The sequence below is a fragment of the Sinorhizobium fredii USDA 205 genome, assembly GCF_001461695.1.
GTDB classification, from domain to species: Bacteria; Pseudomonadota; Alphaproteobacteria; order Rhizobiales; family Rhizobiaceae; genus Sinorhizobium; species Sinorhizobium fredii.
On the sequence record NZ_AUTC01000146.1, the window covers coordinates 273,926 to 299,758 of the forward strand.

At 62.4% G+C, this 25,833-nt stretch carries 25 protein-coding genes and 3 pseudogenes; 11 read left to right on the top strand and 17 right to left on the bottom strand.

The window, feature by feature from the left end; translation table 11 throughout:
• Positions 1-23 precede the first annotated feature (23 nt).
• From N181_RS35235 to N181_RS19620, 4 genes and pseudogenes are all read right to left on the bottom strand, one after another.
• Positions 24-146, bottom strand: coding sequence for a hypothetical protein (locus N181_RS35235; RefSeq protein ID WP_255875893.1), 123 nt, complete (start codon positions 144-146; stop codon positions 24-26).
• A 320-nt stretch (positions 147-466) separates the two neighbouring features.
• On the bottom strand, positions 467-715 hold the full coding sequence (locus N181_RS19610) for a hypothetical protein (protein ID WP_014331530.1): 249 nt from the start codon (positions 713-715) through the stop codon (positions 467-469).
• Positions 708-976, bottom strand: a pseudogene (locus N181_RS19615) (hypothetical protein). The gene N181_RS19610 and the pseudogene N181_RS19615 overlap by 8 nt, the downstream one beginning before the upstream one ends.
• 11 nt (positions 977-987) lie before the next feature.
• The gene (locus tag N181_RS19620) at positions 988-1,275 is read right to left on the bottom strand and encodes a hypothetical protein (RefSeq protein WP_037428827.1); all 288 of its coding nucleotides are present in this window, start codon (positions 1,273-1,275) and stop codon (positions 988-990) included.
• A gap of 629 nt (positions 1,276-1,904) precedes the next feature.
• Between N181_RS19620 and N181_RS35240 the strand changes: the two genes are divergently transcribed.
• Both N181_RS35240 and N181_RS19625 read left to right on the top strand, forming a co-directional pair.
• On the top strand, positions 1,905-2,030 hold the full coding sequence (locus N181_RS35240) for a hypothetical protein (RefSeq protein ID WP_014331534.1): 126 nt from the start codon (positions 1,905-1,907) through the stop codon (positions 2,028-2,030).
• Positions 2,031-2,238: 208 nt separating this feature from the next.
• The gene (locus tag N181_RS19625; protein WP_014331535.1) at positions 2,239-2,553 is read left to right on the top strand and encodes a hypothetical protein; all 315 of its coding nucleotides are present in this window, start codon (positions 2,239-2,241) and stop codon (positions 2,551-2,553) included.
• Between the two features lie 287 nt (positions 2,554-2,840).
• Here N181_RS19625 and N181_RS19630 read toward each other — a convergent pair whose 3' ends face one another.
• The 6 genes from N181_RS19630 to N181_RS19655 are packed head-to-tail and all read right to left on the bottom strand — an operon-like array spanning position 2,841 to position 9,184.
• A complete protein-coding gene (locus tag N181_RS19630; RefSeq protein WP_060563735.1) occupies positions 2,841-3,920 on the bottom strand; it encodes an ABC transporter ATP-binding protein in 1,080 nt (359 codons plus the stop codon).
• Positions 3,921-3,941: 21 nt separating this feature from the next.
• A complete protein-coding gene (locus N181_RS19635) occupies positions 3,942-5,015 on the bottom strand; it encodes a Gfo/Idh/MocA family protein (RefSeq protein ID WP_060563737.1) in 1,074 nt (357 codons plus the stop codon).
• Between the two features lies 1 nt (position 5,016).
• A complete protein-coding gene (locus N181_RS19640) occupies positions 5,017-6,033 on the bottom strand; it encodes a Gfo/Idh/MocA family protein (RefSeq protein ID WP_037428840.1) in 1,017 nt (338 codons plus the stop codon).
• Between the two features lie 22 nt (positions 6,034-6,055).
• Positions 6,056-6,943: a carbohydrate ABC transporter permease gene (locus tag N181_RS19645; RefSeq protein WP_014331539.1), complete on the bottom strand. Its 888-nt coding sequence runs from the start codon at positions 6,941-6,943 to the stop codon at positions 6,056-6,058.
• Positions 6,936-7,892: a carbohydrate ABC transporter permease gene (locus N181_RS19650; RefSeq protein WP_050994580.1), complete on the bottom strand. Its 957-nt coding sequence runs from the start codon at positions 7,890-7,892 to the stop codon at positions 6,936-6,938. The genes N181_RS19645 and N181_RS19650 overlap by 8 nt, the downstream gene beginning before the upstream one ends.
• A 5-nt stretch (positions 7,893-7,897) precedes the next feature.
• Positions 7,898-9,184 carry an ABC transporter substrate-binding protein gene (locus tag N181_RS19655; protein ID WP_037428841.1) on the bottom strand — a complete coding sequence of 429 codons (1,287 nt, stop codon included), beginning with the start codon at positions 9,182-9,184 and terminating at the stop codon, positions 7,898-7,900.
• A gap of 198 nt (positions 9,185-9,382) precedes the next feature.
• On the opposite strand from N181_RS19655, the gene N181_RS19660 reads away from it, so the two are divergent.
• The 8 genes from N181_RS19660 (at position 9,383) to N181_RS19695 (ending at position 17,628) form a co-directional block, all read left to right on the top strand.
• Positions 9,383-10,063: a TetR/AcrR family transcriptional regulator gene (locus N181_RS19660; protein WP_037428843.1), complete on the top strand. Its 681-nt coding sequence runs from the start codon at positions 9,383-9,385 to the stop codon at positions 10,061-10,063.
• Positions 10,064-10,185: 122 nt separating this feature from the next.
• Complete coding sequence (locus tag N181_RS19665) at positions 10,186-11,334, top strand: Gfo/Idh/MocA family protein (protein WP_060563738.1); 1,149 nt, start codon at positions 10,186-10,188, stop codon at positions 11,332-11,334.
• A 3-nt stretch (positions 11,335-11,337) separates the two neighbouring features.
• A complete protein-coding gene (locus N181_RS19670; RefSeq protein ID WP_037428848.1) occupies positions 11,338-12,501 on the top strand; it encodes a dihydrodipicolinate synthase family protein in 1,164 nt (387 codons plus the stop codon).
• A gap of 9 nt (positions 12,502-12,510) precedes the next feature.
• Positions 12,511-13,926, top strand: coding sequence for an enolase C-terminal domain-like protein (locus N181_RS19675; RefSeq protein WP_060563740.1), 1,416 nt, complete (start codon positions 12,511-12,513; stop codon positions 13,924-13,926).
• A gap of 20 nt (positions 13,927-13,946) precedes the next feature.
• Positions 13,947-14,771, top strand: coding sequence for a sugar phosphate isomerase/epimerase family protein (locus N181_RS19680; RefSeq protein ID WP_060563742.1), 825 nt, complete (start codon positions 13,947-13,949; stop codon positions 14,769-14,771).
• 159 nt (positions 14,772-14,930) lie between these two features.
• Positions 14,931-16,235 carry a Gfo/Idh/MocA family protein gene (locus N181_RS19685; protein ID WP_081319013.1) on the top strand — a complete coding sequence of 435 codons (1,305 nt, stop codon included), beginning with the start codon at positions 14,931-14,933 and terminating at the stop codon, positions 16,233-16,235.
• Between the two features lie 114 nt (positions 16,236-16,349).
• The gene (locus N181_RS19690) at positions 16,350-17,135 is read left to right on the top strand and encodes an intradiol ring-cleavage dioxygenase (RefSeq protein WP_080579013.1); all 786 of its coding nucleotides are present in this window, start codon (positions 16,350-16,352) and stop codon (positions 17,133-17,135) included.
• 184 nt (positions 17,136-17,319) lie between these two features.
• Positions 17,320-17,628, top strand: a complete 309-nt coding sequence (locus tag N181_RS19695; RefSeq protein ID WP_037428862.1) for a hypothetical protein — start codon at positions 17,320-17,322, stop codon at positions 17,626-17,628.
• Between the two features lie 221 nt (positions 17,629-17,849).
• On the opposite strand, the gene N181_RS19700 is transcribed toward N181_RS19695, so the two are convergent.
• From N181_RS19700 to N181_RS19720, 5 genes and pseudogenes are all read right to left on the bottom strand, one after another.
• The gene (locus tag N181_RS19700; protein WP_014331550.1) at positions 17,850-18,347 is read right to left on the bottom strand and encodes a DUF995 domain-containing protein; all 498 of its coding nucleotides are present in this window, start codon (positions 18,345-18,347) and stop codon (positions 17,850-17,852) included.
• Between the two features lie 31 nt (positions 18,348-18,378).
• Complete coding sequence (locus N181_RS19705) at positions 18,379-19,317, bottom strand: glycoside hydrolase family 26 protein (protein WP_037428864.1); 939 nt, start codon at positions 19,315-19,317, stop codon at positions 18,379-18,381.
• 95 nt (positions 19,318-19,412) lie between these two features.
• Positions 19,413-21,256, bottom strand: a pseudogene (locus N181_RS19710) (glycosyltransferase family 2 protein).
• 8 nt (positions 21,257-21,264) lie between these two features.
• Positions 21,265-22,250, bottom strand: a pseudogene (gene galE, locus N181_RS19715) (UDP-glucose 4-epimerase GalE).
• A complete protein-coding gene (locus N181_RS19720; RefSeq protein ID WP_037428868.1) occupies positions 22,250-23,293 on the bottom strand; it encodes a UDP-glucuronic acid decarboxylase family protein in 1,044 nt (347 codons plus the stop codon). The pseudogene galE and the gene N181_RS19720 overlap by 1 nt, the downstream one beginning before the upstream one ends.
• Positions 23,294-23,732: 439 nt before the next feature.
• On the opposite strand from N181_RS19720, the gene N181_RS19725 reads away from it, so the two are divergent.
• Entirely contained in the window at positions 23,733-24,884 is a 1,152-nt protein-coding gene (locus N181_RS19725) for a helix-turn-helix transcriptional regulator (protein WP_080579016.1), read from the top strand.
• A gap of 30 nt (positions 24,885-24,914) precedes the next feature.
• Here the strand turns inward: N181_RS19725 and N181_RS19730 are convergent, their stop codons facing one another.
• Entirely contained in the window at positions 24,915-25,253 is a 339-nt protein-coding gene (locus N181_RS19730) for a slr1659 superfamily regulator (RefSeq protein WP_037393197.1), read from the bottom strand.
• Between the two features lie 15 nt (positions 25,254-25,268).
• Positions 25,269-25,829 (bottom strand): slr1658 superfamily regulator, encoded by a 561-nt coding sequence (locus N181_RS19735; RefSeq protein ID WP_037393195.1) that lies wholly within the window; start codon positions 25,827-25,829, stop codon positions 25,269-25,271.
• Between the last annotated feature and the right edge of the window lie 4 nt (positions 25,830-25,833).

Sequence of the window (25,833 nt, forward strand, 5' to 3'; positions counted from 1 at the left end):
TGGACTCACGAGCCACCGCAGCGTTACCAAAAGACGCCGTAAAAGGTGAGATAGACGACGGTACCGAGGGCCATCACAAGATAGAAGCGGATCAGGAACTCAACCGGCCTGAAACGGCTTGCGAAACGTCCAGTATCCGTTTTCATTGAGTTCTCTCTCATTCTTGCTGTTGTCGTTCTCGCAGAGAAGGCCGCGTGGGAGCTGTCTCTCAGCTGAGCTCACCTATCCTTACTTCGCTTGCGGGCTCCTGACGGAGGCAGAACGTCCGCGCGGCCGCAAGCAGCGCGTCTTCGTCCAACGGATAACGCCGGAACTCCGCCATGAGAAAATTCGCAAGTCTCTGAACCCGTCGACCCTTTCGGGGAATTCCGAACTCGGTACGAACCGTCTCGTATACGCGCCTGAGAGCGTTCACTTCGGCCTCACTCAGTGCCGCAACGATATTATCCGAATATCCGCGCATCGCCTAATCTGAAGCCTCTTGTGGGTTATTGAGAATGCAAAGCGCTCGCGCTGCATTTTTGCGACTGAGCCCTTCCATCTTCCAGGAACCAATCTTTGCGGCCTGTCCCGTGAAGACGTGATGGATCGTATAAGTCCCGTTTCCCTCGAAACGGCGACCATATTGATAAAGCCGTCCAGACCTATTGGGGGCCCCACCTTCCGATTCCCAGATGCTGATGGCGAGCGCGTGCTCTTCGTGTTTGCTATTCATCTTGTGTCCTCCTCGGGCGGCTCGCCAGTGCGGCAAGGGTTCCTTTAGCGAAGGGGGTCATTCCCCATTCGATGGCTCCAGATCGTCTTCCGTACTGACGCGCTCTTGCCCGAGTTCATCATTGCGGATGCGATACTGAGGCGAGTTGTCCCTCAACGGGAGTTTGGCGGTGATGCGATAGGTCTCCGCCGCGCGGGGCGAAATGTATTCTCGATCTTTCAGCCGAACCGATAGGCCGATTGGGAAACGATGGTTGCGCATTGATTGTCGCCTTACGATCTGGGTGACGGTGAGATTGCGGCTCTGTGACGATCGACTGTAATGAGGCGTTCAAGCTCCTCGGGAGCGATTGCGACGATACGCATTCGGTATTTGTTCTCGGGCGTGGCGGGCAGCTTGATAAAGGTCGCCACACGGCGATAAGCGAGCCAGGATATACCTTCGATTAACTCCTCGTCCTCATCGACCTCGTAGTCGCCAGGGGGCACCGTCTCTCCGAAATCTGGAATCACGAAGGGTTCATTGAAATGCACTCTTCGGTGTTTGGTTCGGGCAAGCATGTTGCCTCCTTCCTGTCGCGAACGCAGTTCGCAAGGTTCAGCCAAAATCGGGCTGGAGTGGCTCCAAGCCAGGGAGCAGCCGCCTTGGCCCCTTCGCGCCTTACCGCACGACGGAAGCCTCCGGCTGCTTTGCACCTGGAGGATATTCAGGATCGATGATCGGTGAGTTTGGCGGGTCTGCAGCCTCTGACGAAGCAAAAAGCCAAGCTGGCCTTAGAGCGATGCTTTATATGTATATCATGATTGTGGCCGTGGTGAGATTCTTTTCGATTTAAATCCGCGGCCGTCATGAAAAAATATCTGATAGCGTCTGTCATTATATACAATGATAAAATATTTCGCGGAGAAAAAATCTTTGCGACGCGAACTTTTGGCTGGCTAGTTAAGAAATATATTTCCTTCTTATTGTAATCCTCTGTTTACATTAAGGATTTTAAGGCGCAGGGTGAAAATATCCTGATTGCCAAGGGCCTCCGGTCTGAGCGCCGGCCTCAACGATCCCGATCATCCACCTGGTATACCAAGTTCCGGCGGGTTTCTCGTCAAGTTCAGCCCGAACTGCAAGTCGCTCTTATCCGGAAGGCGCAGCGACGCTGCGTTTTAAGTACCGAAACACTTAGGAGGTTTCTGTGAAAAACTTCATTCCCGCCAGCTTCCAGACCTATGATTACTCGCGCCTGCTCGTCTGGCTTGCGTTTATTCTCGCACTTGCTGTGGTTGCCTATTCCTCCCTGGCCGGGGAAAGCCTCCTCTGATCGTCTGGTCGCCGGTTTCTTGAACCATGCCACGCTTCGCTCGCCATGCCCGGTAGAGCAAACCCGGCGGCAGGCCGCCTCGCAAATGAAACCCGGAGGCGGTTGCTATTTCGATGATAAAGGCGCAGGGTCCAACCTTCAGTAGCAAGTGTCACGGGCGCTACTGCTTGAGGGCTAGAGACCCTAGCCCCAACCAAAGGAGGACGTCATGTCTTCCACCGTCCACTACATCTCGCCCTCCGATCGGGAGATGATCCTGTCAGTCTTGGACGAGGCTGGCTACGACGCCAGCGTCCTTGTCGAGGATCCGCGATTCTTCAACACGGCCGCATTGCTTGTAACGAAACTGTTCTTGGCGGGTGTCGACTCCCAATCGGCACTAACGGCGAAGCTTGAATATCAACTGGGCAGGGCCGGCAAGCACAGGCAACCGGGCACTTCATCGCTGTCGCGCTACGCGATCCAAGGTCTTCCACTCGAGCTTCAGCCGCGGCGCCGCGAGCAACAAAAAAGCCCGGGCTAGCCCGAGCTTGCCGAATACGCCGATCGGAAGTGCAGTTTTCTCCTCTTCGATCCCTGCGACCATGGCGAAACCGGTCCGACAAGTTGTTCGCCTATCGGTCCGCGTCTGCTGCCTGTTTCCTTGAATCGTTGCCGATTCAAGGACAAAAGCATGCAGCAATTGAAAGTGCTACAGCAACCATCGCGCATCTGATAAGACGCGCGGCGCTGTAGCGGCATCACCCCCGCGATGACGATCTCGACCCGAGTGGCAATTCGCGCCGAACGATGCTTCGGAGGAGTTCCCGCCTACATCGCCCTGCCGTCCAAGCCGAAGACGTGACAGCGGGTAGGGTCGAAGTAGACGGAGAGATTGGCGCCGCGCTCCACCTTCTGCTGGCCTTCGAGGGCTATGGTCAGCTGCTGGCTGTCGGGCGTGATGCCGTAAAGCATGGTCTCGCCGCCGAGATTCTCCACGAGCTCGACATTGACGGCGGCGAGCGCGATGCCGCTGTCGCGGGCCGAGAGGTGTTCGGGGCGAATGCCGAAGGTAACTTCCTGACCCTGCGTTGCCCCTTTGAGGTGGCGCGGCAGGCGGATCGTGCCGCCGCAGACTTCGATGGCGGTTTCCCTTTCCGTGACGCCGCCGATCCCAGCTTTCAGGAAGTTCATCTTCGGGCTGCCGATGAAACCGGCGACGAAACGGTTGACGGGGTTGTTGTAGAGGTCGAGCGGCGCGCCGACCTGCTCGATGCGACCCGAATTCAGGACGACGATCTTGTCGGCCATGGTCATCGCTTCCACTTGGTCGTGGGTCACGTAGATCATGGTGTTGCCGAGGTCGCGGTGCAGCCGCGAGATCTCGACGCGCATCTGGACGCGCAGTTCCGCGTCGAGGTTGGAAAGCGGCTCGTCGAAGAGGAAGATGCGCGGCTCGCGGACGATCGCCCGGCCGATCGCAACGCGCTGGCGCTGGCCGCCAGACAGCGCCTTCGGTTTGCGGTCGAGGAGTTTCTCGATCTGCAGGATTTCGGCGGCGCGGCGCACTTTCGGCTCGATATCGGCCTTCTTGTATCCGGCCGTCTCAAGACCGAAGGCAAGGTTCTTGTAGACCGACATATGCGGATAAAGCGCGTAGGACTGGAATACCATGGCGATACCGCGCCTGGCGGGTGCGACTTCGTTCATCCGGTCGTTGTCGAGCATCAGCGTGCCGCCGGTAATCTCCTCGAGTCCGGCGATCATCCGGAGCAAGGTGGATTTGCCGCAGCCGGACGGGCCGACGAAGACGGCGAACTCGCCGGGATCGATCGTCAGGTCGATGCCGTGGATCACGTCGAGCGCGCCATAGCGTTTCTCGACCTTCTGAAGAACGACGCTGGTAGCCATTTCAAAATTCCTCCCTGCGGCCTATCGCGTATTGGCGCGCCAATCGGCGTATTTCGGGCTGTCCGGCCCAATCGGAAGCGATATTTCCCGCCCCGTATCCGCCGACTGATAGATTGCCGTCACCAGTTCCAGCGCCCGCCGGGCGTCCTTGGTCGTGACCGGCAGCGGCGCTCCCCCGATCAAATGGGCGTGGAAATGCGCCATCTGGGTGGTGAAGCGCGGCGAGACCGGCTGCCAGTTGCCGGTGACCGCGTCGATCTGCGCCTGGACTGTCTCGTTGGCGGCGATGATCTTCCACGGATCCTTGCCGGGCGTATAGGGTTCGTGGCTGCTCTCGAACGTGACATTCTCGAAATGCAGCCTGAGCCGGCTGATCTGCTCCTGCGAGCCGAGCGTGCAGGAAAGCGACACGAAGGCGCCGTTCTGCATTAGCAGGCTTGCCGAGGCGCAATCCTCGACCTCGATATCGTTGACGCGCGTCGCGACGCGGCCGAACACTTTCGAGACGGGACCGAGGAGATGCAGCAGCATGTCGTGCAGGTGCAGCGCATGGGTCACCAGTACGCCGCCAAGCTCCGTCTCCCATTTACCGCGCCACGGGACCGAATAGTAGGCGGGGGTGCGCAGCCAGAAGGTCTCGACCGAACCGACATAGGGCTTGCCGGCAATGCCGGCCTCGATGATCCGCTTCGCCTTCTCGATGCCGTCGCCATAGCGATACTGGAAGATCGGCATCAGCACGCCCCGGGCGCGCTTCTCTGCCTCGATAATCTTGTCGACGCCGGCGAGCGAGCCGGTCAGCGGCTTCTCGCAGATCACGTGCTTGCCGGCGGCGAGCGCCGCGATCACCTGCTCGAGGTGGATGCCGGGCGGCGTGCAGATATCGATGATGTCGATCGTCTCGTCGGCAAGCACTGCCTCGAAGGAGGTGGTGCGCTGCTCGATGCCGAACTCGTCGCCGAATTCGTTGAGCCGTTCGACGTTGAGATCGCAGATGGTCTTGACCCGGAATTTGTCCGGATGCGGCAGGTAGCCCTCGATCATGTGGAGCCGTCCGATGCCGCAGCCAATGATGGCGACTGTCTTTACGCTCATGTCAGTTCTTTTCCCGGTTCTGTTCGGCGATTGCCTGGGCGCGAAGTGCGAGCTCCATGGCCTTGAAGCAGCGCTCCCGCGGCATGGCGGTTTCGGTCCTGTCGCGGATGTCATCGAGGAGCTGGCGCCCGAAGGGCAACTCGACTCCTGAGCAGTCGATATGCTCGACGCCGTTTCGGTCGGCGAGGAAGAGATGGTGTCCCCCGCTGCGACCGGCGAGGTCGACCGTCTTGCGGACCTCGATCGTACCGGTCGTGCCGACGATGAAGAGCCGGCCGTCGCCCCAGGTCGGCATGCCGTCCGGGGTCAGCCAGTTCACATGGATCGTGCCGGTGGCTTGGGCGGTCGAAAGGTGGATGTTGCCGGTATCCTGCAGCTCCGGTTTGTCGGGCACGCTGCGGTTGTCGATGCTCGCCGAAAGGATGGTCGCGTCGCCGGCACCGGTGAAGAACAGGAACTGCTCGCATTGGTGCGAAGCGATGTCGACAAGGATGCCGCCGTAGTCGGATCGGCGGAAGAACCAGTCGGGGCGGGTCTCCCGGCGCAGCCGGTGCGGACCGAGGCCGACGAGATGCACGACCGCGCCGATCGCCCCGGCGGCGACGAGCTCGCCGGCCTTCACCGTTGCCGGGCTCTCGAAATGCTCCGAATAGAGGATCGAGAAGATCCGCCCGGTCTCGGCCTGGACCCGGCGCACCTTGGCGAGCTGGTCGAGGCTCGTCATGCCCGGCTTGTCGACCAGCACGTCCTTGCGGTGCTGCATGGCGCGGATCGCCAGTTCGGCCCGTTCCGCCGAGACGGCCGCCGAGGTGATGAGGCCAATGCTGTCGTCCTCGAGGATTTGCTGGAGCGTCGCGATGCGCGGCGCATCCTTGTAGACGCCCGCAAATTCCGCGGCCAAGGCATCGTCCGGCTCGTGGAAGCCGACGAGGCGGGCGCCGGCCCGGATCAGGCAATTCACCTGGCCGTAGATATGGTTGTGGTTGAGGCCGACGGCGGCGAAACGCAATTCGGTCATGATGATCTTTGGACTCCGTCGGTCAGCGTTTCATGCCGGTGGTGGCGATGCCTTCGATCAGAAGGCGCTGGAAGAACAGGAAGAAGAAGAACACCGGCACGAGCGACAGCGTCGACATGGCGAAGAGGCCGCCCCAGTCGGACGTGCTGCTCGAGTCGACGAAGGTCCTAAGCCCCAGCTGGATCGTATAAGTGTTCATGTCGTTCAGGTAGATCAGCGGCCCGAAGAAGTCGTCCCAGGTCCAGATGAAGGAGAAGATCGCGGCCGTCGCCAGCACAGGCAGTGAGAGCGGCAGCATGATCTTCCAGTAGATGCGCCAAGGGCCGCAGCCGTCCATCATCGCCGCCTCGTCGAGTTCGCGCGGTATGCCGCGGAAGAACTGCACCATCAGGAAGATGAAGAAGGCGTCGCTCGCCAGGAACTTCGGCACGACCAGCGGCAGGATGGTGTTGACCCAGCCGAGATCGAGGAAGAGGACGTATTGGGGGATCAGGGTGACGTGATAGGGGATCATCATCGTCCCGAGCATCATCGCAAACCAGAAATTGCGGCCGGCGAAGCGAAGCCGCGCAAAGGCATAGGCCGCCAGCGAGCAGGCGACGACATTGCCGATCACCGTCAGGACCGCAATGACCAGCGAGTTCCAGGTGAACCGCCCGAAGCTGACGTCGAGCCCGAACCAGCCGCGCACATAGGAGGCAAAATCCACCGAGGAGGGCCAGAGCGTGGTCGAGGCGAAGATCTCGTCCTCCGGCCGGACCGATGCCGAGAGCATCCAGAGCAGCGGATAGAGCATGGCGAAGGAGGCAGCGATCAGCCCGGCATGGACGAGAACGGATCCCAGCGGGCTGCGGCGACCGTTCGTTGACGGAGGCGGTGCGGTGATCGAGCTCATGGTCGCATCAGTCATCGTAGTGCACCCAGTAACGAGAGGTCAGGAACGAGAAGGCCGTGAACAGCCCGATGATCAGCACGAGGATCCAGGCGAGCGCCGAGGCATAGCCCATGCGGAAGTTCCCGAAGGCTTCCTGGTAGAGATAGAGCGTGTAGAACAGCGTCGAATTGATCGGCCCGCCGGTGCCGCCGGAAATGATGAAGGCCGGCGTGAAGGCCTTGAAGGCCTCGATCGTCTGCACCACCGCATTGAAGAAGATGACTGGGGTGAGTAGCGGCAGGGTGATCTTGTAGAACTGCCGGAACTTCGATGCCCCGTCGAGGCTCGCCGCCTCGTACATGTCGGTCGGGATCTGGCGAAGGCCGGCGAGGAAGATGATCATCGGCGAGCCGAACTGCCAGACGCTCAATACGACCAGCGTCCAGATCGAATAGTCCGGATGCGAGATCCAGCTCGGGCCTTCGATGCCGAACTGGGCCAGCAGGCTGTTGATCAGGCCGTCACCGGCAAAGAGCTGCCGCCAGAGCACGGCGATCGCCACGCTGCCGCCGAGCAGCGACGGCAGGTAGAAGATGGCGCGATAGACGGTGAGGCCCTTGACGCCGCGGTCGAGAAGGATGGCAACGAACAATGCGAAGGCCAGTTTGAAGGGGACCGACAGCACCACATAGAGAAACGTCACCTTCAGCGAGGCGGCGAACTTCGGATCGGCCGTGGCGATGCGGACGTAATTGGCCGTCCCGACCCACTCCGGGGAGCGGATCAGGTCGAAGCTGGTGAAGGACAGATAGAGCGAGGCGACGGCAGGTCCGAGCGTCAGCCCGAAGAAGCCCACGAGCCACGGCAACAGGAACATGTAGCCGGCGCCGTGGTTCGTCCAGAGGGCGGCCAAGCGGCCCTGGGCGGCGGGGCGCCCCCTGGCGCCCGCACCGATAGCTACAGCGGAATCCTGCACGGCAGCCATGCTCCTCATCCTCGCGACAGGATCTGCGTGACCTCGTTCACCAGCGTCTCGCCGCCCTGCTTCACGTCGAGCTGGCCGAAGCCCACCTGTTCGGCGACGGTGCGCAGCGCAAGCTCGGCCTCGCCGGCACCGGAAGGCGGCGGCGGCGGCAGGGGACCGGCGAGCGGGCCAAGACCGGAGACGTAGTCGAGTGCGGAGCGGCCGAGTTCGTCGAGCGTCGGTGCCAGTTTCTCGCGGACCGCGGCCGATTCCGGCACGCCACGTTCGACGCCGAGGATTTCGGCGGCCTTGGGATCCGTGACGAAGAAGTTGATGTATTTGGCGCCGAGTTCCGGATCCTTGGTCTGTGCCGAGACAGAGAAGAACATCGACGGTTTGCGGTAGTGGCCGCCCTTGGCGTCCTTACCGATCAGCGGGTGGTTGCTGAGCGCCAGCTTGTCCTTGTTGATGGCCTGATAGGCGACGAGCTGGTTGGAGTGGGCGTAGGATGTTGCCGCCTTGCCGAGCGACAGCGGGCTCGTGTCGGGATTGAATTGATCGAGCGCCTGGATATCCGGCGGCACGCAGGCCTTCGCCTCGCGCATCGCCGCCCACATGGCGAACCATTCGGCCGCGTCATTCGCGTCGTAGGCGATCTTGCCGTCGGCGGTGAACAGCGCCTTGCCGCGCTGACGAAGCCAGTTTTCAAGGAGCGGTTCGACGCCGCTGCCGTCCGACAGGCCGAAATAGCCCTTGCGCTTGCCGGCCTTGGTGATCTCGGCGCCAATCCGCGCCAGATCCTCCCAGGTCGTCGAGGGGGTAGGCAGCTCGACGCCGGCTTCCTCGAAGGCGACTGTATTGACCAGCATCGTTGCCGAGTTGGCGCCCAGGCTGATGCCGTAGAGCTTGCCGTCGACGCTGCCGCCCTCGATCTGCACCTTGTCGAAATCCTCGACCTTGAGCACCGAGCCGAGATAGTCGTTAAGCGGCGCGAGTGCGCCACGTCGGGCATATTCGACGATATAGCGATAGTCCATCTGGATGATGTCCGGCGCGTTGCGACCGGCGACCTGGGTCGCAAGCCGCGGCCAGTAATCGCTCCAGCCAAGGAACTCGCCGTTGATCGAGACTCCCGAATTTGCGGATTGAAAGAGCTGGTTGACCTTGTTGGTGCGGTCGGCGCGAGCCTGCGAGCCCCACCAGAGCAGCCTGAGCCGCGCTTCCTGGGAAAGCGCGCTCGATGCCAGCATGGAATATGAAAGAAGTGCCGCGCCTCCGGCGAGCACATTGCGTCTGGTCATGCGCATTGTCATCTGTTCCTCCTCCCTCAGGAACGCCTCCACAACGTTCCGTGATGTCTACCTCTTGCAACAAATAACTAATTGGTTACAAGTTATGGACAAGCAATGATCCTGTCAAGCAGTTGTGTGCGAAGGTATCATTATCTTGTAAGATTTTTTTACAAAGTCGCATCGATTGCCGTTGATGGCAAGGGTGCCGGAGGTGACGGAATGGACAAGCTGCAGGCGGAGGGGAAGGCACGGAAGGTGGCCAATGGCGGACGGGCGGACCGGGCGGCGCAGCGCGATCCGGAGCGCACGCGCGCCTCGATCCTTGCCGCGGCGACGGTCGAGTTCGCAGAGAACGGTATCGGCGGTGCGCGGGTCGACGCGATCGCCGAGCGGGCCGGTACCAACAAACGGATGCTCTACCATTATTTCGGCGACAAGGAGCAGCTCTACCTTGCCGTTCTCGAGGAAGCCTATATCGGAATTCGAACGGCTGAGAAATCCTTGAATCTCAGCGATTTGACGCCGGAGCAGGGGGTGGCGGAGCTCGCCATGTTCACCTGGAAATACTTCCTCGAACACCCGGAGTTCCTGAGCCTCCTCGGCACCGAGAACCTGCATCGGGCCCGTTGGCTGCGCCAGTCGACGCGGCTCAAGGAACTGCATTCGCATTTCATCGACAAGCTTGCCGACCTGCTCGATCGCGGCAAGGCGAAGGGCCTGTTCCGCGTCGACGCCGATCCCCTGAACGTCTATCTGACGATCGCCGCGCTCGGCTATTTCTACATCTCCAACCAGCATACGCTGACGACGATTTTCGGCCGCGACCTCATGGAGGAGGCAAGCATCGAGGCGTGGAAGCGGCATATCGTCCAGGTGACTTTGGCCTCAATTCGCCGCTGAATCGCTGACATGTCGTTTTTAATGTTGACAAGTGGGAATTTTCTCTGCCACAAAGTAACCGTTTAGTTACTGGCTCGTGAGGGCTGGTCCGCGCCCACCAGGCCTGTCAGGGAGGAGATCGCATGCCACGTTTGGGGATAATTCTGCACGGCGTCACCGGCCGAATGGGCTACAACCAGCATCTGGTGCGCTCGATACTGGCCATTCGCGATCAGGGCGGGCTGACGCTCAAGTCCGGCGAACGGCTGGAAATCGATCCGATCATCGTCGGGCGCAACCGCGACAAGATGGAGCATCTGGCGAAGCGCCACAACATTGCCCGCTGGTCGACCGACCTCGACGCGGCCATGGCCGATCCGAAGGACCAGATCTTCTTCGATGCCGGCACGACGCTGATGCGCGCCGACCTGATCGGCAGGGCCTTGGATGCCGGCAAGCATGTCTATTGCGAGAAGCCGATCTCCGATGACTTGAAGATCGCCGTCAAGCTGGCGCGCAAGGCGCGCGCCTCCGGCCTGAAGCACGGCGTGGTGCAGGACAAGCTTTTCCTGCCCGGCCTGCGCAAGCTGGCGATGCTCAGGGATTCCGGCTTCTTCGGAAAGATCCTTTCGGTGCGCGGCGAGTTCGGCTACTGGGTCTTCGAGGGCGATTGGGGGGTGCCGGCCCAGCGACCCTCCTGGAATTACCGCAAGAACGATGGCGGCGGCATCATTCTCGATATGCTCTGCCACTGGCGCTACGTGCTCGACAATCTGTTCGGTGAGGTCAAGTCCGTCTCCTGCCTTGGCGCCACCCATATACCGCGCCGCGTCGACGAACAGGGCCGGACCTATGATTGCGACACGGACGACGCGGCCTATGCGACCTTCGAGCTCGAGGGCGGTGTGATCGCGCAGGTCAATTCCTCCTGGGCGGTGAGGGTGCGCCGCGACGATCTCGTCACCTTCCAGGTCGACGGGACGCATGGCTCGGCGGTCGCCGGCCTGACGAAATGCTGGACCCAGCACCGCGTCAACACACCGAAGCCGGTCTGGAACCCGGATCAGCCGCAGACGATCGATTTCTACAAGACCTGGGACGAGGTGCCGGATACGCAGGTCTTCGACAACGGCTTCAAGGCCCAGTGGGAAATGTTCCTGCGCCATGTCGCCGAGGACGCTCCCTGGCCCTATGGGCTCGAGGCCGGCGCCAAGGGCGTGCAGCTTGCCGAACTCGGACTCAAGTCCTGGGCCGAACGCCGCTGGCTCGATGTTCCGGAACTGGAGTTCTGAGCCATGGCAAGCATCGATCTTCCCCACGAAGGCAGGCTTGTCCGGTACGAGCTCACCGGCCGGACGGTTCCGCTCAGGAAGCGCGAGGCGGCCGCCTTTCCGCGGGTCGCCTTCGCAGCGGCGCATGTGGTCGCCGATCCTCTCGCCGACAACGATCCGTGGCTGACGCCGGCGATCGACTGGGAGCGGACGCTCGCCTTCCGCCACCGCCTCTGGGATCTCGGGCTCGGGGTTGCCGAAGCGATGGACACCGCCCAGCGCGGCATGGGGCTGGGCTGGACCGAGGCGCGCGAGCTCATCCGCCGGGCGCTTGCCGAAGCGCGCGGTCGTCCCGGCGCGCTGATCGCCTGCGGTGCCGGCACCGACCATCTGGCGCCCGGTCCGCAGGTGACGGTCGACGACATCATCAAGGCCTATGAGAGCCAGATCGAGGCGATCGAGGCTGAGAACGGCCGGATCATCCTGATGGCGAGCCGGGCGCTGGCCGCCGCCGCCAGGAGCCCCGACGACTATGTACGCGTCTATGACCGGATTCTCTCTCAGGTGAAGGAGCCGGTGATCATCCATTGGCTCGGCGAGATGTTCGACCCGGCGCTCGAAGGCTATTGGGGCAATGCCGACCACATGGAGGCGATGAGGACCTGCCTGGCGGTCATCGAGGCGCATGCGGCCAAGGTCGACGGCATCAAGATCTCGTTGCTCTCGAAGGAGAAGGAGATCGCCATGCGGCGGCAATTGCCGCAGGGCGTGCGCATGTATACCGGCGACGACTTCAACTATGCCGAACTGATCGCCGGCGACGAAAAAGGCCATTCGGACGCGCTTCTCGGTATTTTCGATGCGATTGCACCGGTGGCCTCGGCCGCGCTGGAGGCGCTGGGCGAGGGGCGGAACGGCGCGTTTTTCGAACTGCTCGAGCCGACGGTGCCGCTGTCGCGGCATATCTTCAAGGCGCCGACGCGCTTCTACAAGACCGGTGTCGTCTTCCTCGCCTATCTCAACGGATTGCAGGATCATTTCGTGATGATCGGCGGCCAGCAGAGCGCCCGCTCGCTCACGCATCTGGCCGAACTCTTCCGGCTGGCGGACGAGGCCGGCGCTCTCGCCGATCCGGACCTCGCCACGGCGCGGATGCGGCGCGTGCTTGCCGTCCATGGCGTTGCGTGAGGCGCGGCCATGACGGAAGCCCCACGCGTCAAGCTCGTTGAAGCGGAGTTTTTCGAGCGGCCGGTCGATTTCCGCTTTGCCTTCCGCTTCGGCGCGGCGCGCGTCGAGAGCGCGCCGCAAGCCTTCGTCCGGGTCCGGATCGAAGATGAACGAGGCCGCTCCGCCACCGGCTGGGCGGGCGAGATGATGATGCCGAAATGGTTCGACAAGAACCCGGAACTGTCACCGGGCGACAATGTCGAGCAACTCCGTAGGTCGCTTCGCCTGGCGTTCGAGGGGTTGCGATCGCTCAAGGCGGACACCCCCTTCGACCTGCATGCCGCCGCCGAGGCGGATCATCATTGGGCAGCAGCAAGACATGGCCTGCCGGCACTCGTGGCGTCCTACGGGCTGGCGCTCGTCGATCGCGCCATCATCGATGCGCTCTGCCGGATGAACGGCGTCAGTGCAGTGGCGGCGGTCACCGGAAATCTGCTCGGGATTACCGATGCCGCCGCGCCCGATCTTGCCGGCTTCGATCTCGCCGGCTTCCTTTCGCAGATGACCCCGTCGTCGACGCTTGCCGTCCGCCACACGATCGGCCTTGCGGACGCCTTGAATGCGTCCGAACTGAACCCCGCGCAACGCCTCGAAGATGGGCTGCCGCAGACGCTGGACGAGGTGATCGCCGCCTATGGCCACCGCTATTTCAAGATCAAGGTTCACGGCCGTCCCACCGAGGATACCGAACGCCTGGTTGCGATCGCATCGGTGCTCGATCGCCTTGCCGATGTCTACCGGGTGACGCTCGACGGCAACGAGCAGTTCGAAAGCGGCGAGGTCGTCGCCGAGCTTCTCGACCGGATCGAGAAAGAACCCCGCCTGAAAAGGTTGCGGGCGTCCGTCCTGTTCTTCGAGCAGCCGATTGCGCGTGCGGAAGCGCTGTCGAAATCGGTCGCGGCGCTCGCCGAGCACCTGCCGCTCGAGGTCGACGAATCCGACGGCGACATCGGATCCTTCCTGCGGGCCCGCGAGCTCGGCTATGCCGGCATATCGTCGAAGTCCTGCAAGGGCTTCTATCGGTCGGTGATCAATCGCGCCCGTGTCGAGAAATGGAACGGCGAGGCCGGAAATGCCCGCTACTTCATGTCCGCCGAGGACCTGACGACGCAGGCGGGCCTCGGTCTGCAGCAGGACCTCGTGCTGGCGGCGCTCATCGGCGCCGGGCATATCGAGCGCAACGGCCATCACTATGTCGACGGCATGGGCCGCGCACCGGTGGCGGAACAGGCGGCCTATCTCGCCGCCCATGGCGATCTTTACGAGGACGCCGCCGGTCGGGCCCGTCTGGCCATCCGGAACGGCGACATCACCTTTTCATCCGTCTTGCGGGCAACTGGCCTCGGCTCCTCGGTCGAGCCGGACTGGGCGTCACTGGCAGGCTGACAAACCGGGAGGAGAACATCATGCAGGTCGAGGGTCTTTCCATCAACCTGGCGACGATCCGCGAGCAATGCGGCTTTGCCGAAGCCGTGGATGTCTGCCTGAAGCACGGCATCACGGCGATCGCGCCCTGGCGCGACCAGGTGGCGGCGGTCGGTCTCGACGAGGCCGTCCGCATCGTTCGCGCCAACGGGCTGAAGCTGACCGGCCTTTGCCGCGGCGGCTTCTTTCCGGCGGCGGACGCCGCCGGGCGCGAGAAGGCGCTCGACGACAACAGGCGTGCGATCGATGAGGCCGCGGCACTTGGCGCCGATTGCCTGGTGCTCGTCGTCGGTGGTCTGCCCGGCGGCTCCCGGGACATCGATCGGGCCCGTCGAATGGTCGAGGAGGGGATCGCCGCCGTGTTGCCGCATGCGCGCGCGGCAGGCGTGCCGCTGGCGATCGAGCCGCTCCATCCGATGTATGCGGCCGACCGGGCCTGCGTGAACACGCTCGGCCAGGCGCTCGACATGTGCGAAGCGTTGGGTGCGGGCGTCGGCGTTGCCATAGACGTCTACCATGTCTGGTGGGATCCCGACGTCGCCAACCAGATCGCCCGGGCCGGCCGGATGAAGGCGATCCTCGCGCATCATATCTGCGACTGGCTGGTTCCGACCAGAGATATCCTGACCGATCGCGGCATGATGGGCGACGGCGTCATCGACCTCAAGGGAATCCGCGGCCAGATCGAAGCGGCGGGCTTTTTTGGCGCCCAGGAGGTCGAGATCTTCTCCGCCGAGAACTGGTGGAAACGCCCTGCCGAGGAGGTGATCGCCACCTGCGTCGAGCGCTTTCGAAGCTGCTGCTGAGAACGCTGACTCGGATACAATTCTTACAAGTAAGGGGCTGGCTTTGGCCATATCCGGGTTGACTTTCGTTGGGATCGGCTACTAACATGTATTCTAAATTTACATGTTGGTCTTTGCCGTCGGTCGCGCGGCGCCACTCCAGACAGGATTGCGTGAGAGATGATGGATGACAAACGTCGTTTTGCGCTGGTCGGCACCGGCAATCGCGGCACCACCATGTGGGGCAGGGACCTTCTCGCCGGTTGGCGCGGCTTCGTAGATCTCGTCGCCATAGCCGATACGAATTCCCTGCGCGCGGAACGAGCCCGCACGATGATCGCCAGCAATGCGCCGATCTATGGCGATGTCGACAGGATGCTGGCCGAAGCGCGGCCGGATCTGGTGATCGTCTGCACCCCGGACGACACCCATGACGATATCGTCGTCAAGGCGCTCGAATCCGGCGCCGACGTCATCACCGAGAAGCCGATGACGACGACGGTCGAGAAGATCCGCCGCATCCTGGACGCGGAAAAGCGCACCGGGCGGCGGGTCGACGTGTCCTTCAACTACCGCTTCGCGCCGACGGCGGCGCGCATCAAGGAACTTATCAACGCCGGCGAAATCGGCCGCGTCACCTCGGTCGACTTCCACTGGTATCTCGACACCCACCACGGCGCCGACTATTTCCGCCGCTGGCACGCCTATACGGATCGCTCGGGCAGCCTCTTCGTCCACAAGGCGACGCATCATTTCGACCTTCTGAACTGGTATCTCGACAGCGAACCGGACACGGTCAGCGCCTTTGCCGAGCTGCAGATGTACGGGCGCAAAGGCCCGTTCCGCGGCCCGCGCTGCAAGCTCTGTCCCCACAAGGGAAGCTGCGACTTTTATCTGGATATCGGAGCCGATCCGTTCCTGGACGCGCTTTACGAGCAGCCCGCCGAGATCGACGGCTATTTCCGCGACGGCTGCGTGTTCCGCGAGGACATCGACATTCCCGACACGATGGTCGCCAATATCCGCTATCGCAACGACGTCCACGTCTCCTATTCGCTGAACACTTTTCAGCCGATCGAGGGTCACCACATCGCCTTCAACGGAACGAAGGGCAGGATCGAATTGCGCCAGTACGAGGACCAGCCCTGGGAGACGCCGCCGGAAGACGTCATCCTGCTCGTGCGCAACTTCCCGAAGGGCGTCCCGGCCGTCGAGCGCATCAAGGTGCCGCATTCTTCGGGCGGGCATTACGGCGGCGACGACCGCATGCGCAACATGATCTTCAAGCCCGGCATCACCGACCCGCTCGGACAGCGGGCCGGTGCACGGGCCGGGGCGCTTTCTGTTCTCTGCGGTATCGCGGCGCTTCAAAGCGCTGAGAGCGGGACGCTCGTCCGGCTTGCCGACCTGATGCCGGATCTTTTCGAGGAGCGCTCCGTGCCGCGGTTTGCGGCGCAATCCTCCGCCTCCGTCGGTCGCCGGTGACGTACATCGGAGAGTTGCATCTTCGTTTTGGCATTACAAAAGCGTAACTTCGGTCTGGGACCGGCTTACGCTATCGGTCGGTTCGCACCTCGACCCGATAAACGGAGCGCTCCGATGCCTATGAAACGAAGAACCATCATTCTCGGCGGTGGCGTGCTGCTGGCCGGAGCGGGTGCCGTCTTTATGGCGCGCGGTAGCGGTAGCGGCGGCGCGCCCATTTCGCGCCACAGCTTCGACTGGAAGGCGTCCGACTTTCGCTCGGGCGGAACGGCCGGGATTTCCGGCGAACTGCCGGAGCCGATCTTCCGCGCCGAGCCGCAATGCATCGCGACGCTCGCCCAGACGCTCGGTCCCTGCCACACGAGCGATGTGCCGATCCGCAGCGACGTGACCGACGGCGTGACGGGACTGCCAACCCGCATCAGCCTTCGCCTCGTCGAGGCCGCGACCTGCAAGCCGGTGGAGGGCGCTGACGTCGAGATCTGGCATGCGGACGCGCGCGGCGTCTATTCCGGCGAGGCGGCGGCGATGTGCAATGCGGAGGATGCCGAGGCCAGAGGCACGAGCTTCCTGCGCGGCCGGCAGATCAGCGATGCCAATGGCATCGTCAGCTTCCTCACCGTTTATCCGGGCTGGTATCCGAGCCGGGCCGTCCATATCCACCTGCGCGCTCTGCTCGGCGACCGCGAACTGCTCGTCAGCCAGCTTCTCTTCGACGATGCGTTGAGCGATCTCGTCTATCAGGGGCATCCCGATTATGCGGCGCGTCCGGTGCGCGCCACGATGAACGGCGGCGATACGGTGTTCTCCTTGAGCGAGGCGGCGCATTTCATCTTCGATTTCGAAAAGCTCGATGCCGGCGTGCTGCAGGCGAGTTACACGGTCGGGATTGCGGCCTGATTTTCCGCGCTCATGCCACAAAAGAAGACAGCGAAAGCGGCCCGGGGCGGCTGCTGTCGCCGAAGTGTGGCCGCGTGCGCGGCCAATTTTCTGCCGGATCGCTCGAGTTGTAAGTAATTTCTGCACGGCGACTTAAAGCCTCGCGGATACCGTGCTCCCATCAGGTCGAAGGGGAGTTCGAGTTGTGAACGCGCAAGGGAAGATTTCGCGAGCGTCATTCGGCAGCCGCGGCAAGATGGCGTGCTCCGCGCTTGCCGTCCTTCTGGCCGCCACGCTCGCAGGATGCTCGGCCACCACGGATAAGAGCATCAAGACGGCTTCGCTGACGAAACAGGTCGGCTATGCGCTGCCGGAGAAGAAGCCCGACAGGATCAAGCGGGTCGCCGTCACGGAGCGGGCGGTCAAACTGGTGCGGACCACCTATCTGGGCCGTGCACCCTATGTCTGTACGCCAAGCGGGTTCGGAAGGACGTCCAGCTGCTTCCTGCGTTGAAGCCCGTCATCGAGCCGTGAAGGAAGGGTGGAGTTGCGCGCCGAGGCCGGGGCTCATCTGCGGAGCCGGATTGCATCGGTCCCGGGAATGCGCAACTCCTACTGCATGTCTCCTCAAATCGAACCGATCCAAGGGTAACGACATGCAGTATTTCAAAGAGCGACTGCGACCTTTGTGCGTCTGATAAGACGCACGGCGCTGCAGGAGCTCAATGGCACGGGTCAATCGCCGATTCTGGTCTGGATTGCGCCCAATCGGTCGCTCACATAGTTGCCGCGCCGCAGCTTGGCGAATTCGTCGTCCGCCTTTATCCGACGGTGCTTGAATACGTACCACTCGCCGTCCGGCTCGCGCTTCTGGTAGATGACGTTGCCTCGCTTCACATGGCTGAAGCAGGTGGTCGCCGGGGCCGAGCCGTCCTTGGCGTGCCAATCGGCCTTGAAGCAGAGCTTGCCGGGTTCGGTGATGAACCACCGGCCGACGCCGTAGGAGGGTTTGCCGTTCTCCTTCGACCAGGCGGTAAAGCGGCGCTCCCGAACGGAAAAATAGCCGGCGCCGTCCTTCCAGATCCACGACTTTTGGCCATAGATCGCGTGGATCTCACCGGCAGTCAGTGGTGCAGCCTTTGCGGTACCGGGACGGGCCGCGGCGGTCGATGCGGCGGCCGCGACGCCACCCACCAAGGCGGCCGTCAGGAGCAATAGGCGGAATGTCGACATCTGATGATTTCCTTCTAAAAATGTATTTTGATCAATTGGTTGAGTCCTGAACGACACGCCAATCCGGCCGGCCGTAGCCATCCGGCCAGTCATAGATCTCACGATCGTTGAAGTAGACGACGGCGGTGAGCGCCGGGAACTCCGCGTGCCGTTTCGCCACGCTTTCGGCCCAACTGCGCACATAGGTGGCGTCGCCTTCGTAGCCGAGCTCGGCGACCATGATCGGCTTTCCATAGTTTTTGACGCGCTCGTAGCCGGGCGTCAGTCGCTCGACAAAAATCTGGTCGTGACCGACCTTGTCGCGATCGTATTGCTGAAGGCCGAAGACCGAGAGGCCGATGATATCGACGACGTCGTCGCCGGGATAGAAGGCATCGAGCCCCTCGTTGCCCTTGGGCGACCACATGAACTTCGCGGTTTTCAGATGCGTCCGGCACACTTTTACCATCCGGCGAAAGGCCGCGGCGAAATCCTTGCCCTGCCAATGCGCCCATGAGAACTGGTTGTCCGTCTCGTCCATTTCCTGGCCCCAGCGGATGAGGACGGGGCTCTTGAGGGTGGCCGCCGTTGAACAGACCGCGGCCATGTTCTGATCCCGCTCGCCGCCGAGGATACTTTTGAGCAGCCCTTGCGACGACAGGCGCCATTCGGGCGACCAGGACCAGGGCTCGATCGTGATCATCAGCGTGCGTCCGCGGGCGTGGGCGTATTCGTCGGCGATGTTCAGCGTGGTGAGATCGACGTCTTCCCAGGGCAGGAAGAGATGCTCGATCCTGGACGCCGACGGCTCCGCGAAGTCGCCATGCGGATCGTAGGCGCCGAAGTCGATCGATTCCTTGGTGAGGATCGGCCGCTTCTGCACGGTTTCCGCTGAAATTCCGGCAAGGCCGGGCACGCTCGCCGCCAGCACGGCGCCCGAAAACATCAGGCCGGCGACTGCGAAGGCGATTGTCTTTGATGTCCTGTCCATCCTGTGTCTCCGAGTTCCGCTGTGGCCTGTGTTTTCAATTTGGTTCGACCTGCCTGGCGTTGAGCCGGGGTAGGGTTGCCGCATCCGTCCTGTCATCACCGGTCCTCCGCCAACGGCGCGTCGGTCGGAAGGACGATCCATCGCGGCCGGAACACGGTCTTGCGTGATGTTGCGCCGCCGGCCCCCGCCACCGAGTAGCGCTCCTCGAAGAGGCGCAGATGATCCGATCCCCAGGAGAGCGCTTCGAGGCTGTCCTTGCCGTGCTCGGCAGTTGCGAAGCCGGGCAGGATGACCAGCGACAGCAGTCCGGCCGCCATTGCCGGGCGATAGAAGCGGGGTGTCGCGGCAAGCCTGTTTTCCCGCCCATGCCGGAGAACGATGACGACCAGCAGCAGGCCGTAGATCGCCGCATTCATGATCGCGAACAGATAGAAGCCCTTGGCTTCGCCGACATCGTCGATCAGGAGGACCGGAAGTACGGCCGCGAGCGCGAGGCCGGCATAGGGCAGAAGGACACGCAAGGGCAGCGGGTCCACTTCCGACGTGCCCTTGGGGGTGACCCGGAAATCCACAAAGGACCCGGTGAGCCAGTCGCGGATGGCAGCCAAAGTCCCGGCCAGCGCCCAGGGCCAGCGGGCAAAGAGGAAGAGCATGCATTCCCAGCTCAGAATCTTCGCGTCATAGGGCCGGAAAGTCCCGGTTGCCCGCCAGCGATGGGCCATCAGGAGCAGGACGATCGAAAGCGGGGCGAAATGCGCCAGGAAATCGGGGTAGGTGACGGCGACAAGGCTTTCGGCGCGGACAAGTGCGATGACCGGCATCGCGAACATCAGCGCCATGAAGAACGCAAAGAGCGGATACCAGAGCTGCGAGAACAGGAACTGGAACTGGAGGCGGAGCGGCAGCTTGCCGACGAGGCGGGGCGAGTACTGCAGCAGCAACATGACCAGGCTGCGCGACCACTGGAATTCCTGGGTGACCAGGTCGGCGAAGGTGCGCGGCCCGTCGCCATGGGCGATCGCCTCGAGGGCATGCACGCCCCGCCAGCCGGCCGCATTCATCATCAAGGTCGTCGAATGGTCTTCCGCAAGCTCGGGGCCGAGGCCGCCGATCTCCTTCAGAGCGGCGGTGCGGACGGCGTAATGGGAGCCGATGCAGAGCGGCGCCAGGCCGCCATTGTAGCCGGCCTGCAGTGCCCCATGCATGCTTGCCTCCGCATTAAGCCTGCCGCGCGCCGACCAGCTCTCGGCGGCGTTCCTGTCGCAGATGCTGGGAGCCGAGACGTAGCCGACCTTCGGGTCGGCGAAGGGACGCAGCATCTCGAAGAGGTAACCGGGCTCCGGGACATGGTCGGCGTCGAGCTGGGCGACGAAGTCGTAGCCGTCGTAGCCGTAATGATCGTAGAAGAAGGCGAGGTTGCCTTCCTTGCAGCGGGTGCGCCGCGGCCAGGACGTGCGGTGGTAGTCGGCACGCCCCTTGCGGGTCGAAACGAAGACGCCATGCCTCTCGCACCAGTCGAGCGTTGCGGGAGAAGGATCTTCGTCGGCAAGCCAGGTGTCGTGCGACACATCCTGGGCGAGCATCGCTTCAGAGTTTCGGCAACGACGGCAAAGGGTTCGGACGGCGCCTTGGTGACGACCATGGCGACGCGGGTTCCAGCAGGCAGCCGCAAGGGGCCATTCGGCTTGCGGGCGCGATAGAAGACGGCGATGAAGTAGCCCGGCAGGAGGGTGATCCAGGCGAGCACCGCCGTCACCGTGAGGCTCCCGAAGAAATCCCGGTGGTGGTGCGGCTCCAGCCACCAGGCCCAGAAATAGGCGAGTGCGGCGAGCCAGGCGGCTGCACCGACAAGATATTCGGCGCGGCGATATCCGGTCAGCACCGGCACTGTCAGCGGTTCATCGGCGGAGTCCACGAAGCGCTTGCCGCACCTGTTCAAGAAAAGGGTCACAGGCGCGCCTCCAGTCCGAAGAAGGGCGCAGCGGTGCGCACGATGGTCTCGAGGTCGGAATAGCGCGGCGTGAAGCCCAGCACCTCGCGGGCAAGCGTCGCGTCGGTGTAGAGGATCGGCGGGTCGCCGGCCCGACGGGGGCGGATCGCCACCGCACATCCCGACCGATGACCGCACCGATCGCACTCAGCACCTCCCGGACCGAGAAGCCGCGGCCGGATCCCAGGTTGAGCGCGAGATTCTTGCCGCCCTCGGCAAGATGCCGGTAGGCGAGCACATGCGCCTGCGCGAGGTCGGCGACATGGATATAGTCACGCACGCAGGTCCCGTCGGCGGTGTCGTAGTCGTCGCCGAAGACATCGAGCTGGCCGATCCGGCCCGCGGCCGCCATAAGCGCGCGCGGAATGAGATGCGTCTCGGGGTCGTGCCACTCGCCGAGGTCTCCCTCCGGATCGGCGCCGCAGGCGTTGAAATAGCGCAGCGCCACATAGGAGAGGCCGAAGGCGCCGGCGTAGTCGGACAGCATGTGTTCGGCGATCAGCTTCGTTCGGCCATAGGGATTAATCGGCTCCTGCCGCGTCGCCTCGTCGATCGGCAGCACCGCCGGCACGCCATAGGTGGCGCAGCTCGATGAGAAGATCACTCTTCCAAGACCCGTCCGCCTGCAGGCGTCGAGCAGCGACAAGGTCCCGCCGACATTGTTGTGGTAGTATTTCGCCGGGTCCGCGACGGACTCGCCGACATAGGCCGACGCGGCAAAATGGATCACCGCGTCCGGCTCGTAGCGCTCGATCACCTCGATGAGATGGGCCGAGTCGAGGACATCTCCCTCGATGAAGGGCCCCCAACGCACCGACGAGCGGTTGCCAGTCGTCAGATTGTCATAGGTGACCGGCTCGAAACCCTCGAGCCGAAGAAGTTTTGCGGTATGGCTGCCTATATAGCCGGCGCCGCCGGTGACGAGGATGCGTGGCACGTTCATCAGGCGACCTCCATGAGTTCGCCGTCCGTCCGAGCGAGCAGCGTATCGAAATGGCCGATCGTTTGCGCAAGGCCGGCGGCAAGATCGATCCTGGGGCGCCAGCCGAGCTCCCGTTCGGCAAGCGAGATGTCCGGGCGGCGCTGGCGCGGATCGTCGACCGGCAGCGGCCGGTATACGATCCTCGATCGGGAACCGGTGAGACCGACCACCTGTTCGGCGAGCTCGCCGATCGTGAATTCGCCGGGATTGCCAAGATTGATCGGCCCGGTGAGCGATGCCGGCGAGGCCATGACGCGAACGAAGCCGTCGATCAGATCGTCGACGAAACAGAAGGAGCGGGTCTGCGAACCGTCGCCGTAGATCGTGATGTCTTCGCCCTTGAGCGCCTGAACGATGAAGTTCGAGACGACGCGGCCATCGTCGGGGCGCATCCGCGGACCATAGGTGTTGAAGATGCGGACCACCTTGATCTCGACCTGTCGGGTCCGGTGGAAATCGAAGAACAGGGTTTCCGCGCAGCGCTTGCCTTCGTCATAGCAGGAGCGCGGGCCGAAGGGATTGACGTTGCCCCAGTAGCTTTCCACCTGTGGGTGGACCTGTGGATCGCCGTAGATCTCCGATGTCGAGGCCTGCAGGATGCGCGCGCCGTGGCGTGCCGCAAGCTCAAGCATGTTGAGGCTGCCGAGCACACAGGTCTTCGTCGTGTGGATGGGATCGGCCTGGTAGTGCGGCGGCGATGCAGGGCAGGCCAGATTGTAGATTTCGTCGATCGCGAGATCGATCGGTTCCACGATATCGTGGGCGATCAGGCGGAAGTTGTCGAAACGCTTCAGAGGCTCGACATTCTGCCGCAACCCGGTTGAGAAATTGTCGGCGCAGATGACCTGGTGTCCTGCCTCGAGAAGCAGTCCGCAAAGATGTGACCCCAGGAAACCTGCGCCGCCAGTGACCAGAATCCGCTTCGGGACCTCCGGCCGCTGCAATACTTTGTCTTCGTAAATTGACTTTGCCAAATGTTCACTGAAATTGCTTAGATATGCCATTCAATTCCCCAAAAAATACCTAAACAACTTGGAGGCGTGTATCTCAGTCGATCAATATAAATAGGTGATTTAGAATTATATACAGTCAATTTTTTTTCAACGCTTTACTCAATACTTTGCGTTGTCTATGGATATATCAATACAATTGCGTGGGGCGATTGTCATTATCCCCCGATCCCGATAATTATCGCGCCGTGCATTTCTACCAAAAATGGAGTAGAACTGGGCTCTGCTAAGTGCTGAGTGGATTCTGCACGACGCCATAGACCGATGCGGCTGTGTAGGTAGCCACGCTCAGGACGTGTAATCGCCTGCATTCTACAGCGCCGCGCGTCCAATCGGACGCGCTAAGGTCGCTGTGGCACTTTGAAATGCTGCATGATTTTGTCCTTCAATCGATTCCGGTTTAAGGAATCATGCAGTAGGCGGGAGAGTCTGTATGCGTGATCGTCCCACGGGGTCCGGGTCGGAAGCAGATCAAGGCGGGGATGCGACGCAGCCGGAACGCCGCCGTTGGCCGCGTGAGGCTCCCGTTCAGCCTATCTCTCGCTCGGGTGCGCCGGCGGCGTTGACGCCCCTGCATTTCTCGACAGGGGAGCTGCAGCCTGCGGAGCAATTTCAGGCCTGGCGAGCCCACATGGCGCCCCTGGTCGAGGTCAGGTTGCCCGACAGCGTTCCATCCGAGAACGGGTTTGTCGCTGAGCAGACCGCGTGGCACTGCGGCAGTCTGCTCATCGTCCAACAGCGCGCGCCGGGCCACAGTTACCTGCGCCCCCAGGCGATGCTGCGCGCCAGCCCGATCGATCACTGGTATGTAGAACTGCTTCGCAGCGGCATGACCTGGACCGAAGTCGATCGACGCGTTGGCGAGAACGGGCCCGGCAGGCTGGCGTTCCGCTCGCTCGCCTATCCGTTTCGCGGCCGGGCGACGGCGGCGGACGCCGTTCTTCTCTTCATGCCCTACGAGCTTTTCGCCGACGATATCGCGGTACTCGGCGAAGCCAACAATCTGGTATTGTCGGGCAACCTGGCCGATCTATTGATCACCTATATCGAAGGAATCGTGCCACGCCTCGCCCGCCTGACGGCGGAGGAGATACCGCGGATCGTCCACACGGTGCACGACATGGTCGTCGCTTGCGTCGCCTCGTCGGCGAGACCGGATGCCGCCGGGCCCCAGACGAACAAGGGAATGATGGAGCGGGCGCATCGACATATCCATCTCAACCTGCATTCGGCCGAACTGACGCCGGATTCGATCGCCCGGGCGATCGGCATCTCGCGTACCCGCCTCTACCAATTGTTCGAAGCCAGCGGTGGTGTTCTCAACTATATCCGCAGGAGACGGCTCCAGCAGGCGTATGCGGCGCTCAGCGATCCAACCGACCACCGGCCAATCGCCGAGATCGCCGAGGCTGCCGGTTTCGACGTCGCCGCCAATTTCACCCGCGCCTTCAGCCATGAATTCGGGGTGAGCCCACGGGAAATCAGGAAAGCAGCGGCGACGGAACGGCCCGTCGCACCGGTCGCTCCGGCCGGGCGGCACCGTGGATCGACGATCGGCGACTGGCTGAAGGCGCTCGGAAGCTGAGGATGACGGGGGTGCCGCTCCGCCGGTTTTTCAGCCGAGCCTGAGATCAACTCCCGGGTGCAGCTTCTTGAGGTTCGGCAGCGACTTGGATTGCCAGGGAAACTCCGAGCTTCCGCGCACGGTGAATTGAATGTTGGGCCGCTTGCGCGCCTCGATCGTCAGCTTGGCAAGCAGGTTGATGCCGGAGGAATTTAGAAACTGCAGACCGGTGACGTCGACCGTCAGACGGTCCGGTTCGGTTTCGAGCAGGCTCATCACCAAGGAATATATAGGGGCGTAGGCTTCCGTGCTCGGCAGCCGCATGATGCCGTCGAAGTATATGTCCCTGTCCTCCGACCAGACGCGATACTCTTCTTCCTTGATTTCCATGTTCTTCGTTGCCCATCAATTCGAGGGTTCGGGGACTGTGATCGAAGCGTAGGTCTCCAGAGGGATCCGGCTCCCCTGTTCGCCGGATCCGAAAACCCAGGCAAAATGAGCGCCATAATCGCTCATGAGTGTCAGCAGGCCAAGTCCCGAGCCGCTGGGGCTGTCGCCCGATGCATTCTCTTCAATCCGCTGTATCAGAAGCTCGCCCGGATCCCCCGTGGTGATCTCGGAAAGCAGATGCTGGAAGCGCTGCGCCGTTTCCTTGTCGACGAAATTGGAGACCTTGGCGCGAAAGGCATTGGACCCGACCGCGGCCTCGACGACGATTTCGCCGGAGGCTCGGAACTTCACCGCATTTTCGATGAGCTCGTTCGTCAGATAGCCGACATTGTGCCGTACCTCCTTGTAGAGGTTGCGGGATGTCCGATAGCGCAAGGCGACGAACTCGGCGACGAAATCCGAGGTCATCGCGCAGTGCTTCCAGCTCAAGTCGAGCGGGCCTTCGAACAGACGAAGCGTGGTCACGTTTTCGCCGGTACCGATGGCCAAGTCTGACATTCCATATAAGGTCGTCATCCGC

Coding starts and splice junctions, on each gene's coding strand:
- N181_RS35235 (WP_255875893.1), bottom strand. CDS start 146: ATGAAAACGGATACTGGACGTTTCGCAAGCCGTTTCAGGCCGGTTGAG.
- N181_RS19610 (WP_014331530.1), bottom strand. CDS start 715: ATGAATAGCAAACACGAAGAGCACGCGCTCGCCATCAGCATCTGGGAA.
- N181_RS19620 (WP_037428827.1), bottom strand. CDS start 1,275: ATGCTTGCCCGAACCAAACACCGAAGAGTGCATTTCAATGAACCCTTC.
- N181_RS19625 (WP_014331535.1), top strand. CDS start 2,239: ATGTCTTCCACCGTCCACTACATCTCGCCCTCCGATCGGGAGATGATC.
- N181_RS19630 (WP_060563735.1), bottom strand. CDS start 3,920: ATGGCTACCAGCGTCGTTCTTCAGAAGGTCGAGAAACGCTATGGCGCG.
- N181_RS19635 (WP_060563737.1), bottom strand. CDS start 5,015: ATGAGCGTAAAGACAGTCGCCATCATTGGCTGCGGCATCGGACGGCTC.
- N181_RS19640 (WP_037428840.1), bottom strand. CDS start 6,033: ATGACCGAATTGCGTTTCGCCGCCGTCGGCCTCAACCACAACCATATC.
- N181_RS19645 (WP_014331539.1), bottom strand. CDS start 6,943: ATGACTGATGCGACCATGAGCTCGATCACCGCACCGCCTCCGTCAACG.
- N181_RS19650 (WP_050994580.1), bottom strand. CDS start 7,892: ATGGCTGCCGTGCAGGATTCCGCTGTAGCTATCGGTGCGGGCGCCAGG.
- N181_RS19655 (WP_037428841.1), bottom strand. CDS start 9,184: ATGACAATGCGCATGACCAGACGCAATGTGCTCGCCGGAGGCGCGGCA.
- N181_RS19660 (WP_037428843.1), top strand. CDS start 9,383: ATGGACAAGCTGCAGGCGGAGGGGAAGGCACGGAAGGTGGCCAATGGC.
- N181_RS19665 (WP_060563738.1), top strand. CDS start 10,186: ATGCCACGTTTGGGGATAATTCTGCACGGCGTCACCGGCCGAATGGGC.
- N181_RS19670 (WP_037428848.1), top strand. CDS start 11,338: ATGGCAAGCATCGATCTTCCCCACGAAGGCAGGCTTGTCCGGTACGAG.
- N181_RS19675 (WP_060563740.1), top strand. CDS start 12,511: ATGACGGAAGCCCCACGCGTCAAGCTCGTTGAAGCGGAGTTTTTCGAG.
- N181_RS19680 (WP_060563742.1), top strand. CDS start 13,947: ATGCAGGTCGAGGGTCTTTCCATCAACCTGGCGACGATCCGCGAGCAA.
- N181_RS19685 (WP_081319013.1), top strand. CDS start 14,931: ATGATGGATGACAAACGTCGTTTTGCGCTGGTCGGCACCGGCAATCGC.
- N181_RS19690 (WP_080579013.1), top strand. CDS start 16,350: ATGCCTATGAAACGAAGAACCATCATTCTCGGCGGTGGCGTGCTGCTG.
- N181_RS19700 (WP_014331550.1), bottom strand. CDS start 18,347: ATGTCGACATTCCGCCTATTGCTCCTGACGGCCGCCTTGGTGGGTGGC.
- N181_RS19705 (WP_037428864.1), bottom strand. CDS start 19,317: ATGGACAGGACATCAAAGACAATCGCCTTCGCAGTCGCCGGCCTGATG.
- N181_RS19720 (WP_037428868.1), bottom strand. CDS start 23,293: ATGGCATATCTAAGCAATTTCAGTGAACATTTGGCAAAGTCAATTTAC.
- N181_RS19725 (WP_080579016.1), top strand. CDS start 23,733: ATGCGTGATCGTCCCACGGGGTCCGGGTCGGAAGCAGATCAAGGCGGG.
- N181_RS19730 (WP_037393197.1), bottom strand. CDS start 25,253: ATGGAAATCAAGGAAGAAGAGTATCGCGTCTGGTCGGAGGACAGGGAC.
- N181_RS19735 (WP_037393195.1), bottom strand. CDS start 25,829: ATGACGACCTTATATGGAATGTCAGACTTGGCCATCGGTACCGGCGAA.